The sequence below is a fragment of the Pseudoalteromonas sp. TAB23 genome (genome assembly GCF_000498075.1).
GTDB lineage: Bacteria > Pseudomonadota > Gammaproteobacteria > Enterobacterales > Alteromonadaceae > Pseudoalteromonas > Pseudoalteromonas arctica.
The window spans coordinates 14,105-27,195 of sequence record NZ_AUTP01000191.1 but is presented as its reverse complement, the minus strand read 5'-3'; the positions used below and the strand labels follow the sequence as shown (position 1 = coordinate 27,195).

The window sequence follows — 13,091 nt, the reverse complement described above, 5'->3', positions numbered from 1 at the left end:
TAGCCACTAAATAGCATAAGGGTGTTTTAAGGCGGTTCTTTAAATCTTCAGCAAGTTGTTCAACTGCAGCAAAATTGGCGCTCGTATCAACAAGTAGGGCACATTTCTCGCCTTCAATTAATACTTGGTTAGAGTCGTAAAAGCGAAGCTTGTCTTGTTGCTTTAAAAACTGAATATGAGGGTTTATTGTATTCCAAGTGACGGCAGCATAGGTGTTAGGTACTATTGATAATAAAGTGCATGCTAATAGTAAGTGCTTACATGAAGAGGCTATGTTTGAAAGTTTTAACTTCATTTATTATCTCTACGCTGATGTTTAATTACTTTAATAATAAACAAAAAGCGCAGTATGCGCTTTTTATTTTTGGTGTTTGGGGTCATTTGCCAAATGCTGACTGAGTTTATCAATCATTTGGTCTTGATGCTGTTGCTCAACTGTAGCCTGTGTTTTTGCTTCTAGCAATTCGTGGCTTAAGTTTAATGCTGCCATTAGTAGGGCTTTTTGATCGTTTCTAACGGTTGAGCGTTGCTTCATTTGCTCAACTAAGTCATTTAGATTTTTAGCTGCTGCTATTAATGCATCTTCCTGCCCTTCAGGGCAAGCAAATTGCTGCTCTTTACCTAGCAACTCAACAGTGACCCGCTGGTTTTGCAGCTCAGACATTAGCTAGCCTGTTGTGCGCTTTGTAACTTATCAAGAAGACCAGATAAAGTAGTGCTGGCATCTTTTTGCTTTTCTTCATTTTCTAAAGCTTCAAGTTGTAGCAATTCGTTGTCATCGCTTAGTTTAGTGTTCTGTTCTTTTAAAGTAACAACATCTGTTTGTAATTGGTTATTACGTTCGATTAAAGAATCGATCAGTTGTTCGAGTTGTTGAAGAGTAGTGTTATTCATAAAGGCGCTCATATAACTGTAATTAATGTCATGCAAATGTAAAGCAAAGTGTGTTGATTTGCCAGCATTTACGGTGGTTTTAGCTGATTTTTCTTTTGCGTTAAGGGATAATTCAGCATATGGGCTTTTTCATTCAGAAATGGTTCACTTAAACACTCTCTTATCTTGGTGTAAGTTGCCAAAGCCTAGTGCTTATGGTTCACTTACGATATTAAATTGCGTATGGCGAAAATAAATAATGCTTAGTTACAGACACTCATTTCATGCGGGTAATCCTGCCGATGTACTTAAACACTTAGTACTGGCACAAGTGCTAAATTATCAAACAATTAAAGATAAACCGCTTGATTATATAGACACACATTCAGGTGCTGGCTTTTTTGAACTTGCAGCTGCCGATGCGCAAAAAACGCAAGAGTATCAAGATGGTATTGAAAAACTTTGGCATCATAAAAGTGAGCATGCTGAGCTTAATGAATACATTGAATTAATTAAGTCATTTAACGACACTGACGAACTTGCGTTTTATCCAGGTTCACCAAAAATTGCAGAGCACTACTTACGCCGCCAAGATAAGGGTTGGTTTTTTGAACTGCACCCGCGCGATTTATTATTACTTGAAGAAAACATGCAAGGTAAGCGATCTATTCGTGTACGTGGAGAGGATGGTTTTGCAGGTTTAGTTGGTTTATTACCACCAGCATCTCGCAGAGCGTGTGTGTTAATTGACCCTCCATACGAAATTAAAGATGACTACGAAACGGTTGTAAAAACCTTAGTTAAAGCTTATCAGCGTTTTGCTACAGGTACTTACATGATTTGGTATCCGGTTGTAGATAGAGAACGCATTGATAATATGGAGCAGGGCTTAATTGATTCAGGAATGCGCAACATTCAGTTATTTGAATTAGGCACTGAAGCGGATACTGACGTACACGGTATGACAGCATCGGGCATGATTGTAATTAATCCTCCATGGAAGCTAAAGCAAACAATGGATGCAATAATGCCTGAGCTTGTTGGTTTGTTAAGTGAGCCAAGTGGTTTTTACCGAAGTGAACAACTCGTTGATGAGTAACTTTAAATAGCGCTTATAACGAATAATAAAATGCCCGGCTTTGCTGGGCATTTTATTTAAAATCAATACGAATGTGTTAGGTAATATTTATATAAGGGAGCTAAATATTAATTAAAATAAACCGCACTAAAAGTAGCAAGTGTATTACCGCGACTGTTTTTAAGTTTTAGTGATTCACCTGTTATTTCCCACTTTGAAGTTTTGCTAAGTACGTCAGACATAGCCGCTTCTTGGCTCATATTATCCGAGCACATCTTTTTTGTACTTGCTAGCTGACTAAGTGTAATTGTTTGCTGCTCGGTGCTATAGCTTCCGGTAAAATTATTACAGCCTAAAAAGCCATTAACGCGGTGGTCTTTATTGAACTGAATGAATGGTTCTTTAGTTGTAACATTCACAGTTTGAGCATTTATTGTTATTGCTTTCCAGTAAGTATTTGTGAGTGTTACATCGGGTTTTTGAGTCGACACTTTTGAAAGCTCAATTTTATAGGGGGTAGTTAACTGTGATTCTGCAAACGGGTTATGATTTGTTGTACTTGTGTAAAGCACTTTGTCTTTATTTATAATTCTGGCGCTTAGGCTATAGCGATGTTTATCGCTAATTTTGCTGGCATCATAAATTAGCTCAACGGTAAATGGCGGGGCTTGGGTTACATCAATCACTTCTTGTGTGATTATATCGGCTTTTACATCCATTGGAAAGCGTAACTATTAATTGCGAGCCAGGGCGAAGCATACTGCGATCTTTGTAGCTAGCTTGGATAGTTAGGCTGGTTATTGCTTCTGCAATTTCTGTGTTTTCAGTCGATTTAGTTTGCTCACCGCAGCCAGTTACTGCAAAAGCGCTAAGCGCCAATAAGCCAATCCCTGCAACTGCCTTTTTACGCGAAGATACAGCTTGATGCTTTTCCATGTTGGTTATCCTTACTCAATATTATGTCCTTAGTGTATTACCTAGTTACTTAATCATTCCTTAACTTATTTTAAACATAAAAAAAGGCGCATTAGCGCCTTTAATAATTAAAAACAAACGATTATTTTTTAACAAACTTAGTTAAAATAACAATGCGCTGGCCGTCAACTCGCCCTTCAATATGTTCAGGGTTGCTGGTTAGGCCAATATTACGAACAGCTGTTCCACGTTTAGCGGTAAGGCTACTGCCTTTAACGTCTAAGTCTTTAATTAGGGTAACAGTATCGCCTGCTTGAAGTACTACACCGTTGCTATCTACATGCTTTAAATCGTCATCTTCGGCAAGTGCTTTTTTAGCCCAGGTTAGCGTGTCTTCTTCAAGGTAAATCATGTCTAGCGCATCTTGTGCCCAGCCATTATCAGGCGCTAAACGCGAAAGCATTCTGTAAGCTACAACTTGTACTGCAGGAGTTTGGCTCCACATGCTATCGTTTAAACAGTGCCAATGTGTAGGTGTTATTTCGCTGTTATTCTCGATTTGATCTTTACATGTTTGACACGTGTAAATACATTTATCTGAGTGGGTTTCAGTTACCGGTGGTACTTCATAAACAGATAAGTTCTCGGTGGCTGCACACAATTCACATTGATTATTACTACGTTCGATTAAGGCTTTTTCAATACTCATGGGGCTCTTTCTGATTCTGGTCGAGTTAACATTTGCTGCTATTATACTCCAAAACACGAGCTCTGCGCCATTAGTCCCTTAATTTTGTGTGGGTATATTACTCATATACTTATCTTCAATACTTTTTATATATCCTTGAGCGTGAAGGTTTTTAATTGCTAGGTTTATTTGTGGCAATAATTCTTTATGTTTGCTCAATAAACGAATTCTTAAAAAACCATGGGAATGCTGTGCGCCAAAGGCAATGTTTATCTCTAATTGCTTTGTCCAATAGAGCGCAGTTAACTTACCTACTAGTGCAGCTTCTACACGGTTTCTTGAGAGAGCGGTCATAAGTTCTTTCTCGGATGGAAAGTCAACGCGCTCAAAGGTGTTGTCATTAAAGTAATAGTAACCTAGTACTGTTCCTATATATTTGCCCTTTAAGCTATCAGCGCTTTGCCAGTTCTGGGCATTTTGAGGCAAGGTAACAATCATTTCTGTGGCATAAATAAGCGGCTCTGAAAAAACATAACGAGAGTCATTTCTCTCATCCTTTGGGAGCCATTCTAATGAAATAACATCAAAATCGATTATTTCATCTTGTAAATATTTGGTAATACGCTTTGTGGGTAGGTCGATATGAGAAGCTGCAATATTTGCATCATCGAGTGCTTTTTCAATAATTTCGGGTAATACACCAGGCTTTTCTGGATCATTTGTATAATATGGATAATGACTACCTGACGCGCTAACATTGTATTTGAGGGGAGTAGGGTTAATGCTGGCATAGCTAAAAAATACAAATAGCAGAGGGCTCAGTACTAATAACCGAATAAAGTTAGCCAAATCTCCACCTTTTATATTAATATTTTTATATTAGTGTTATGTAATTTTAACATTTTTGCAATGACGACTATGTTTATCTTATGCGAGTTGCATTAAAGTACACATATTATTGGCTGTTTTGCCATCTCTTATTTATAGGTTTAGAGCCAAGTGAAATTAAATAACATACCTGATGAGGTACAAAAAATAACTCAGTTTGTCGCGCGGCAACCTATTTTTGATATAGACCAGAATGTTTTCTCGTACGAACTGCTCTATCGAGACTCAGCCAACAATGCGTTTCCTGTGGGCACTTCTGATGTGCATGCGACAAGCCGCCTGTTTTTTAATGCATTAATGTTGGTAGGTTTAGATAGACTTACCGCGCATCATTTAGCTTTTATAAACTTGTCATCAGAAACTATTCTCGATAACTTTCCCAAACTTTTATTGCCAGAAAATAGTGTTATTGAAATAGTAGAGCGCACGGGCAATATTCCTGCGGTTGCTGAGCGTGTGCAAGAACTTAAAAAAGAAGGGTATGTTTTTGCACTTGATGATTACGATGGCGATCCAAAATGGGAGCCTCTATTAGCACATGTTGATTACATAAAAATTGAGATAGATGATCCGGTTATTAAAACCAATATGCGCATTAAAAAAATAAAACGCGCAAATCCACATGCAAAAATAATTGTTGAACGAATAGAGACACATGAACAATTTAATATATTAAAATTGGCAGGCTGTGATTTATTTCAAGGGTTCTTTTTCTCTCGCCCAGAAATGATTACGTATAAAGGTGTAGAGCCTTCAAAGTTAACTGTATTTGATCTATTGCGTTTTACGGCAAAAGAAACACTTTGCTTTAAAGAAGTTCACCAACGTGTGGCCAGAGATGTAGCCATAACAGCCAGAGTTTTAAAGCTGGCTAACGCGCGTTCAGGCAAAGCAAATTTAGTCATTACTTCTATTTCACAAGCGGTTATTTATTTAGGTGAAGATACAATAAGGCAATTTGTTCGCGTATTAGCAATTAGTGAGTTGGGGGTCGAAAAACCAACCGAATTAACTAAGCTTGCTTTAACGCGGGCTCAATTTATGTCGCTTATTTTAGAGCAAAATAATAAAGAGCTGACCGAGCAAGGGTATCTAGTGGGTTTGTTCTCGGTGCTTGATGCTATTTTAGATGCTGATTTAAAAGACATAGTTAAAGAGTTTACCTTAGATGCAGCTATATCTGATGCGTTACTATTAGAGAGCGGCATCTTAGGGAGCTGTTTATCGCTTATAAAAGAATTTGAATTAGATAATGTAGATGAAGCTATGGTCCATTTGGCCAACATAAACTCAGAGCTACACATTGGCGATATATTTAATTTTTTACTGGATGCTGTTTTATACAGTGATGACATTATTGAGGCAATAGCAGAATAAATATGCGTAATTGGTTGTCGGTTATAAGTGTAGTGGTTGCTCTTTGTTTATTGTTTCCTGGTATTACAAAACCAGTATTAACAATAGAGGGCAACATAGATAAATCAAAACTAGCGCAAGCGGGTATTGAGATGCAGGCTGAAGAGGGCGATGGTCGAACTCGCAGTATGCTAATGATGTTCTCGAACATGCTAGGGCTTGATAAGTTAGAAGGTGAGATTAGCGCCTATAACAAAACACAAAGTATTTTAGGCACAGTTAAAGAGCTTGCTAGCAATAATAATTTATTTGTAGCCGCTTTAGTGGGGTTGTTTTCTATTGTTATTCCAAGCTTGAAGCTGCTATTACAATTGCTTTATTGTTGCCTACCTTTGAATGGGTTTAAGCAAAAGCTCGGTCTGGTTATTTGTGCATTAAGTAAGTGGAGCATGGTTGATGTATTTGTTATTGCATTAATAGTGACTTACTTAGCAGGTAACGCCCATGGTAAAAGTGGTGAGCTACTTGTTATGAATGCACAATTTGGTGAAGGGTTTTGGTATTTTAGCGCATATTGTATATTTGCAATTATTGCGAGTAACTTAATTAAAACACCTGATAAACCGCAGTCTACATAATTAAAGTATTTGTAGTTGCCGTTAGGTTGCCTTACAATCATTTTAAAGTTTATTAAAAGGCATAATGTTGCAACGTTTTTACTCTAGTTTACTCATGATAACTTTGCTACTCACTTTTGTGGGTCAGGCAGTTGCGTCTGTAGCTATGGTATGCGAAATGCCACATATGCCAACTAAAACAGCAATGCATGCCCAAATGCCAATGACACAAAGTAGTGATGCAACAGCTGTCGCTAGCATGTCTGAAAATATGATGCAGATGGATTGTTGCGACGACGAAAGTACGCCACAAAATGACTGTAAATGCCCTATGATTGGCTGCGCTGCTAATTCAATGCTTAATGTTGATACTTTATTTAGCGTTACTTTACTTGAATCTGAAAAAGTAAATGTACGTGTATTTACTACACAAATTAATATACCTCGTTCACTCTACCGCCCTCCTATGTCTGCTTAATAGCAGGATAGGTGTATGTAAAAATTGCGGTAACCCCGTTTATTGGTAACTCCTAAACACCTTTTTTGCTTCCTAATTTAAGATTTTCTTTTATTTTTAGATGGAGCAGGTGATGAACCACGCTGTAAGTATTAAAGTCGTATTATGTAGTGTTGTGTTATTTAGCACAGCTGTTAATGCGCAAAACAATCAAAATAACCTAAATACCGAAACACTAAAGCAAACTAGTAATGAGCAAACGCTTAGCTTAACGCAAGCGCTTAATTATGCGCTAACGCATGAGCCATGGCTAAAAGCGAGTGGCTACCAAGAAGATGCAGCAATAGCGCAAAGCATTGCCGCAGGCACCTTACCCGATCCTGTTTTAACGGTTGGCTTACTCAACTTACCTACTAACGGTTATGCGTTTGACCAAGAAGGGATGACGCAGCTTAAAGTTGATTTGAGCCAAAAGTTTAGCCGAGGGAATAGTTTAGCGCTTAGACAAAAAGCATTAGCACAGTCTGCTCAACAATACCCTTGGCAGCGCGCCGATCGCTTAGCACAAGTAAAAGCAATTGTGATTGAGTCGTGGTTAAACGCGTATCGTGCTCAGCGAAGTATTGCTTTAATTGAGCTAGATAAAGGGCTATTTACTCAACTTATTGACATTACCGAAGCAAGCTACGCAAGCACCTTAGGTAAAACACGTCAGCAAGATATTATTCGTGCGCAATTAGAACTCACCCGTCTTGAAGATAAGCTGGTTATGCTTGAGCAGCAATTTGAAAGTGCTAAAAACCGTTTAGCACAGTGGTTACCTATGAATATGCTTATGCAGCCTTTAAATACTGAGTTTACTAAAACCGCAGGGCTGGTTGATTTTGCGAGCCTTGAATTTGATGAGCTGATACAGTTGCTTATGGCGCATCCCGCAATTATTGCGATAGATAAAACCGTAACGGCAAAGCAAACCGAAGTTGCACTCGCTAAGCAAAGCTACAAACCTCAGATGGGCGTTAATGTGGGTTATGGTTACCGAGATGATACCCCGATGGGTGAGTCGCGAGCTGATTTACTTTCAGTAGGATTTAGCATTGATTTGCCATTGTTTACTGATAACAGACAAGATCAACAAGTTAAATCGGCTATTGCTAGTGCAGAAGCTACTAAAACACAAAAGCTGGTGGCGCTTCAAAAACTCAAAGGCATGTACTTTAAGGAGTTTAGCCAACTCGCTCGTTTGCAAAAACGCGATGCGCTTTATCAAAATACGTTATTACCGCAAATGTCAGAGCAATCTCAAGCAACACTAAATGCTTATACACGCGACGACGGGGATTTTTCTGACGTGATGCGCGCGCGTATTAGTGAGCTTAACGCCAAAATTGATGCACTGAATATTCAAGTAGATCAACATATTATTACCGCCCGCCTTAATTATTATGCAAGTAGCTTAGACCCCCAAGTAATGAGCGAGCAAACTGGAGAATTACACAATGAATACTAATTTAAAGTTACTTGTTGCCGCCTTAGTTGGCGCAGGCGCCTTTGGGTTAATAGGCGGCTTAGTAATGCAGTTTTTACCTAGCAACTCGGCAATAAATGAACAACAAAGCGCTGACAAACAGCCCTTATATTGGGTAGCCCCTATGGATAGTAATTACAGGCGTGACGCGCCAGGGCTTTCGCCAATGGGAATGGATTTAGTACCTGTGTATGAAAACGCTAGCAACGCTCAGGATGGGCCAGGTGCTGTAACTATTTCGCCTGCAGTCGTTAATAACTTTGGCGTAAGAACGGCTAAAGTAGAGCTTAAAACACTTCACAGCGATATAAATACTGTGGGTTATGTGCAATATAACCAAGACCAACTTATTCACATTCATCCGCGTGTAGAAGGCTGGATTGAAAGTTTATATGTTAAAGCACAAGGCGCAGAAGTTAAAGCCGGTGAGCCTTTATATACATTGTATTCACCACAATTGGTGAACGCACAGGAAGAGCTTTTATTGGCAGTTAATCGTAATAATACCGTGTTAATTCGCGCTGCAAAGGCGCGTTTAGAGTCGTTAAATGTGTCTGATGGATTTATCGAGCGCTTACAAAAAAATAAAAAGATAATGCAAAATATTACTTTTTACGCAAAGCAAAGTGGTGTGGTAGATGAGCTAACAGTACGAGAAGGCTTTTATGTTAAACCAGGCACATCAATGATGAGTATTGCCCAGCTTGATGAAATCTGGGTAGAGGCACAAGTGTTCGAGCGCCAATCAGAACAAGTGAGCGTTGGTTTACCTGTAACGATGACGCTTGATTACTTAAAAGGTCAAAAGTGGGAAGGTAAGGTTGATTACATTTACCCCGCGCTTGATGCTAAAAACCGGACGCTGCGTGTAAGGCTTAGGTTTGAAAATGCAGATCATCGGTTAAAACCAAATATGTTTGCACAAGTGAGCATTCACTCTAAAGCGAGTAAGGCGCAATTTACAGTCCCTAAAGAAGCGGTAATCCGCACGCAGCATCAAAACCGCGTGGTTATTGCATTAGGTGAGGGTCGTTTTAAATCGGTAGAAGTTGAAGTTGGGCAAATTAATAGTAATGAAGCGGTTATTTTGTCAGGTGTAATGACAGGTGACACGGTAGTGACTTCAGCGCAATTTTTAATAGACTCTGAATCGAGTAAAAGCTCCGACTTTAAACGAATGGAAATGCCTAGTTCTGGTATTAGCTCAGGTATGAGTTCTGTTTCAGGCTCGAATATGAACATGGATATGCAGCCACAAAACGCCACGGTTAACGGCACTATTAATGCCATAGATACACAAAATCGCATTATTAATATTAGCCGAGAAGCCATTGAAAAATGGAATCGAGAACCCGCCACAATGGACTTTGTATTAGCGCCAGATATTGATATTAGTCAGTTTGAAAATGCCCAGTATATTAATTTTACTTTTAGCATTATTAACGATGAATTTGTAATTACTAAAGCGCAAAACGCAGAGCCGATTGATCATTCTACTATGCAACATAGTTCTCACTAGGAGCCATTATGATAACTGCCATTATTCGCTGGTCTGTTAGCAATCGCTTTTTTGTGTTGTTGCTTACATTAATTTTACTGGGTGGAGGATTGTTTGCTGTAAAAAATACTCCCGTGGATGCCTTGCCTGACTTATCTGATGTTCAGGTCATTATAAAAACCACTTACCCGGGGCAAGCGCCGCAAGTAGTGCAAGACCAAGTTACATTTCCGCTCACCACAGCAATGCTTTCTGTGCCGGGTGCACAAACTGTAAGGGGTTTTTCGTTTTTTGGAGACTCGTACGTTTACGTTATTTTTGACGAAAAAACCGATTTGTATTGGGCGCGTAGCCGAGTACAAGAATACCTAAGCCAAGTAGCGAGTAGATTACCCGATAGCGCTACGCCAGAGCTTGGCCCTGATGCAACAGGCGTAGGTTGGATTTACTTATACGCACTAATTGATAAAACAAATAAACACGATATTAGTCAGCTACGAAGCTTACAAGATTGGTTTTTAAAGTTTGAGCTACAAACTGTGCCCGGTGTATCTGAAGTGGCTGCTGTTGGTGGCATGGTTAAGCAATACCAAGTCAATGTAGAGCCCGATAAATTACGCGCATATGGTATTCCGCTTAGCCTCATTCAAACCGCTATTCAACAAGGCAACCAAGAGATGGGCGCCTCAGTAGTTGAAATGGCTGAAGCAGAATACATGGTAACAAGCACAGGCTACATTAAGAGTGTTGCCGACTTGGAAGCTATTCCGCTTGGTGTAAACGCCAACGGTACTGCGCTGCAATTACGTGATGTAGCCGATATTAGAGTCGGACCGCAAATGCGCCGTGGTATTGCAGAACTGAATGGTGAAGGCGAGGTAACCGGCGGCATTGTTATTATGCGCTATGGCGAAAATGCACAAAAAACCATTGAGCTTGTAAAAGCAAAATTAGAATCGCTTAAAAAGGGATTGCCAGAGGGCGTTGAAATAGTCCCTGTGTACGATCGCTCCAACTTAATAAATAACGCGGTAGATAATTTAACAAGTAAGCTAATTGAAGAGCTTATTGTAGTTGCCTTAGTGTGTGTGGTGTTTTTGTTTCATGTGCGCTCATCACTTGTAGCGATTATTACGTTACCGCTTGGAATTTTAACGGCATTTATAATTATGTATTGGCAGGGGATTAACGCCAATATTATGTCTTTAGGAGGAATTGCAATAGCGATAGGCGCAATGACCGACGGTGCTATCGTCATGATTGAAAATATGCATAAGCATATGGAAAAAACGCCCCTTACCAACGAAAACCGCTGGGAAGTTGTGGCTAAATCGGCGAGTGAAGTGGGTCCTGCATTATTTTTTAGTTTATTAATTATTACCGTCAGCTTTATGCCGGTATTTATTTTAGAAGCGCAAGAAGGACGTATGTTTGCGCCACTGGCTTACACTAAAACCTATGCTATGGCAGCGTCTGCTGGGCTTGCGATTACCTTAGTGCCGGTATTAATGGGTTACTTTATTAGAGGTAAAGTCATTTCGGAGCAAAAAAATCCAGTTAACCGATTACTCGTCGCAGCGTATCGACCACTACTTAACTGGGTGCTTAAATTTCCAAAAATGACACTGGTACTCGCGGTGGTTGTTTCTGTTATTGGCTTTTACCCGGTAAACAAAATAGGCAGTGAATTTATTCCGCCACTTGATGAGGGCGACTTAATGTATATGCCCACAACGTATCCTGGTTTATCGGTAGGTAAAGCGCGCGAAATATTACAGCAAACCGACAAGCTAATTGCCACAGTGCCCGAGGTTAAAACAGTATTTGGTAAAGTTGGGCGAGCAGAAACTGCAACAGATCCTGCGCCGCTTACAATGATAGAGACGTTTATTCAGTTAAAACCAAAAGACGAATGGCGCGAGGGTATGACTCTTGAAAAACTTAAAAAAGAACTCGACGGTTTGGTTAAGTTTCCTGGGCTTACAAATGCGTGGGTTATGCCAATTAAAACACGTATTGATATGCTCGCAACGGGTATTAAAACCCCTGTGGGAATTAAAGTTGCGGGACCAAAGTTGAGCGAAATTCAAAAAATTGGTCAGCAAATAGAAGTGCTTTTAAAAGATGTGCAAGGCACCGCATCGGTTTACTCAGAGCGAGTAGCCGGTGGACGTTATATAAAAGTAGATATAAATCGTGAAAAAGCCGCGCGTTATAGCTTAAACATCAGCGACGTACAGCAAGTTGTATCTACTGCAATAGGTGGTACAAACGTAACACAAACGGTAGAAGGGCAAGAGCGTTACCCTGTTAATTTACGTTATCCGCAAGCATACAGAGACTCGCCAGAAGAGTTAATGTTGTTACCTATTGTAACGCCTACAGGGCAGCGTATAGCACTTGGTGATGTAGCCGATGTATTTATTGAAGATGGACCGCCTGGTATAAAAAGCGAAAATGCACGTTTAAACGGTTGGAGTTTTATTGATATAGATGGCGTTGATATTGGTACTTACGTTGAGCACGCTCAGCAAGTGCTCGATAAAGACCTAATACTACCTGCTGGCTACTCAATTACGTGGGCTGGGCAGTATGAATACATGCAGCGCGCTAAAGAAAAACTGACTTATGTATTACCACTTACATTAGCGATTATTATTGTATTGCTTTACCTTAATTTTAGAAGCTTTGCTGAGGTCACTATTATTATGGCTACGTTGCCACTGGCAATGATTGGTGGCGTATGGCTAATGTATTTAGAGGGCTTTAACTTTTCAGTTGCAGTAGGTGTAGGCTTTATTGCCTTAGCTGGGGTAGCGGTAGAAATTGGGGTCATTATGTTGGTGTATTTAAACCAAGCCTATCAAGAAAAATGCCTCGAAGCAGAGCAAGCCGGAAAACCGCTTAGCTTAGTGCAATTACAGCAAGCCATTATTGAAGGTGCAGGGCTTCGAGTACGCCCGGTTATGATGACTGTCGCGACAATTATTATCGGTTTATTACCTGTACTTTATGGTACAGGCACCGGAAGCGAAGTAATGAGCCGAATAGCAGCGCCTATGGTTGGCGGTATGGGCAGTGCAATTGTACTCACCTTACTTGTTATTCCTGCTGTTTACTTGCTGTGGCGCAAACAAGGACTTAAATAATATAAAACAACAAGACTATAGAGCAATGCTGTTACTACTCACGC

At 39.8% G+C, this 13,091-nt stretch carries 13 protein-coding genes and 1 pseudogene (1 of these 14 cut by a window edge); 7 read left to right on the top strand and 7 right to left on the bottom strand.

Going from position 1 to position 13,091, the window contains the following annotated elements:
* The 3 genes and pseudogenes from L654_RS01000000125855 to L654_RS0109470 form a co-directional block, all read right to left on the bottom strand.
* A pseudogene (locus tag L654_RS01000000125855) lies at positions 1-295 on the bottom strand (MBL fold metallo-hydrolase) (it extends 705 nt beyond the left edge of the window).
* 63 nt (positions 296-358) lie between these two features.
* Positions 359-664: a cell division protein ZapA gene (locus tag L654_RS0109475; RefSeq protein WP_007586447.1), complete on the bottom strand. Its 306-nt coding sequence runs from the start codon at positions 662-664 to the stop codon at positions 359-361.
* Complete coding sequence (locus tag L654_RS0109470; protein ID WP_007586448.1) at positions 664-894, bottom strand: hypothetical protein; 231 nt, start codon at positions 892-894, stop codon at positions 664-666. Before L654_RS0109470 ends, L654_RS0109475 begins: the two co-directional genes overlap by 1 nt.
* Before the next feature lie 238 nt (positions 895-1,132).
* On the opposite strand from L654_RS0109470, the gene rlmJ reads away from it, so the two are divergent.
* Positions 1,133-1,972, top strand: a complete 840-nt coding sequence (rlmJ, locus tag L654_RS0109465) for a 23S rRNA (adenine(2030)-N(6))-methyltransferase RlmJ (protein WP_024607886.1) — start codon at positions 1,133-1,135, stop codon at positions 1,970-1,972.
* A gap of 107 nt (positions 1,973-2,079) precedes the next feature.
* Here rlmJ and L654_RS01000000125850 read toward each other — a convergent pair whose 3' ends face one another.
* From L654_RS01000000125850 to L654_RS0109450, 4 genes are all read right to left on the bottom strand, one after another.
* The gene (locus L654_RS01000000125850; protein WP_225305738.1) at positions 2,080-2,670 is read right to left on the bottom strand and encodes an META domain-containing protein; all 591 of its coding nucleotides are present in this window, start codon (positions 2,668-2,670) and stop codon (positions 2,080-2,082) included.
* Positions 2,630-2,887, bottom strand: coding sequence for a hypothetical protein (locus tag L654_RS1000000128230; RefSeq protein WP_225305737.1), 258 nt, complete (start codon positions 2,885-2,887; stop codon positions 2,630-2,632). The genes L654_RS01000000125850 and L654_RS1000000128230 overlap by 41 nt, the downstream gene beginning before the upstream one ends.
* Before the next feature lie 121 nt (positions 2,888-3,008).
* Positions 3,009-3,575, bottom strand: a complete 567-nt coding sequence (locus L654_RS0109455) for a PhnA domain-containing protein (RefSeq protein ID WP_007586451.1) — start codon at positions 3,573-3,575, stop codon at positions 3,009-3,011.
* 78 nt (positions 3,576-3,653) lie between these two features.
* The gene (locus tag L654_RS0109450) at positions 3,654-4,403 is read right to left on the bottom strand and encodes a transporter substrate-binding domain-containing protein (RefSeq protein WP_024607885.1); all 750 of its coding nucleotides are present in this window, start codon (positions 4,401-4,403) and stop codon (positions 3,654-3,656) included.
* A 150-nt stretch (positions 4,404-4,553) separates the two neighbouring features.
* Here L654_RS0109450 and L654_RS0109445 point away from each other — a divergent pair, with 150 nt between their 5' ends.
* From L654_RS0109445 to L654_RS0109420, 6 genes are all read left to right on the top strand, one after another.
* On the top strand, positions 4,554-5,819 hold the full coding sequence (locus L654_RS0109445; protein WP_024607884.1) for an EAL domain-containing protein: 1,266 nt from the start codon (positions 4,554-4,556) through the stop codon (positions 5,817-5,819).
* A gap of 2 nt (positions 5,820-5,821) precedes the next feature.
* Positions 5,822-6,436, top strand: coding sequence for a paraquat-inducible protein A (locus tag L654_RS0109440; RefSeq protein WP_024607883.1), 615 nt, complete (start codon positions 5,822-5,824; stop codon positions 6,434-6,436).
* A gap of 64 nt (positions 6,437-6,500) precedes the next feature.
* Positions 6,501-6,893, top strand: coding sequence for a hypothetical protein (locus tag L654_RS0109435; RefSeq protein WP_343223546.1), 393 nt, complete (start codon positions 6,501-6,503; stop codon positions 6,891-6,893).
* A 112-nt stretch (positions 6,894-7,005) separates the two neighbouring features.
* Positions 7,006-8,382, top strand: a complete 1,377-nt coding sequence (locus L654_RS0109430) for a TolC family protein (protein ID WP_024607881.1) — start codon at positions 7,006-7,008, stop codon at positions 8,380-8,382.
* Complete coding sequence (locus L654_RS0109425; RefSeq protein ID WP_024607880.1) at positions 8,372-9,919, top strand: efflux RND transporter periplasmic adaptor subunit; 1,548 nt, start codon at positions 8,372-8,374, stop codon at positions 9,917-9,919. Before L654_RS0109430 ends, L654_RS0109425 begins: the two co-directional genes overlap by 11 nt.
* An 8-nt stretch (positions 9,920-9,927) precedes the next feature.
* Positions 9,928-13,047 (top strand): efflux RND transporter permease subunit, encoded by a 3,120-nt coding sequence (locus L654_RS0109420; RefSeq protein ID WP_024590588.1) that lies wholly within the window; start codon positions 9,928-9,930, stop codon positions 13,045-13,047.
* Positions 13,048-13,091: the final 44 nt, after the last annotated feature.

Excerpts from the sequence above, each read along its gene's own strand:
- L654_RS0109470 (WP_007586448.1), bottom strand. The coding sequence starts at position 894 with ATGAATAACACTACTCTTCAACAACTCGAACAACTGATCGATTCTTTA.
- L654_RS0109435 (WP_343223546.1), top strand. The coding sequence starts at position 6,501 with ATGTTGCAACGTTTTTACTCTAGTTTACTCATGATAACTTTGCTACTC.
- L654_RS0109455 (WP_007586451.1), bottom strand. The coding sequence starts at position 3,575 with ATGAGTATTGAAAAAGCCTTAATCGAACGTAGTAATAATCAATGTGAA.
- L654_RS0109420 (WP_024590588.1), top strand. The coding sequence starts at position 9,928 with ATGATAACTGCCATTATTCGCTGGTCTGTTAGCAATCGCTTTTTTGTG.
- rlmJ (WP_024607886.1), top strand. The coding sequence starts at position 1,133 with ATGCTTAGTTACAGACACTCATTTCATGCGGGTAATCCTGCCGATGTA.
- L654_RS0109440 (WP_024607883.1), top strand. The coding sequence starts at position 5,822 with ATGCGTAATTGGTTGTCGGTTATAAGTGTAGTGGTTGCTCTTTGTTTA.
- L654_RS0109475 (WP_007586447.1), bottom strand. The coding sequence starts at position 664 with ATGTCTGAGCTGCAAAACCAGCGGGTCACTGTTGAGTTGCTAGGTAAA.
- L654_RS1000000128230 (WP_225305737.1), bottom strand. The coding sequence starts at position 2,887 with ATGGAAAAGCATCAAGCTGTATCTTCGCGTAAAAAGGCAGTTGCAGGG.
- L654_RS01000000125850 (WP_225305738.1), bottom strand. The coding sequence starts at position 2,670 with ATGGATGTAAAAGCCGATATAATCACACAAGAAGTGATTGATGTAACC.
- L654_RS0109425 (WP_024607880.1), top strand. The coding sequence starts at position 8,372 with ATGAATACTAATTTAAAGTTACTTGTTGCCGCCTTAGTTGGCGCAGGC.
- L654_RS0109430 (WP_024607881.1), top strand. The coding sequence starts at position 7,006 with ATGAACCACGCTGTAAGTATTAAAGTCGTATTATGTAGTGTTGTGTTA.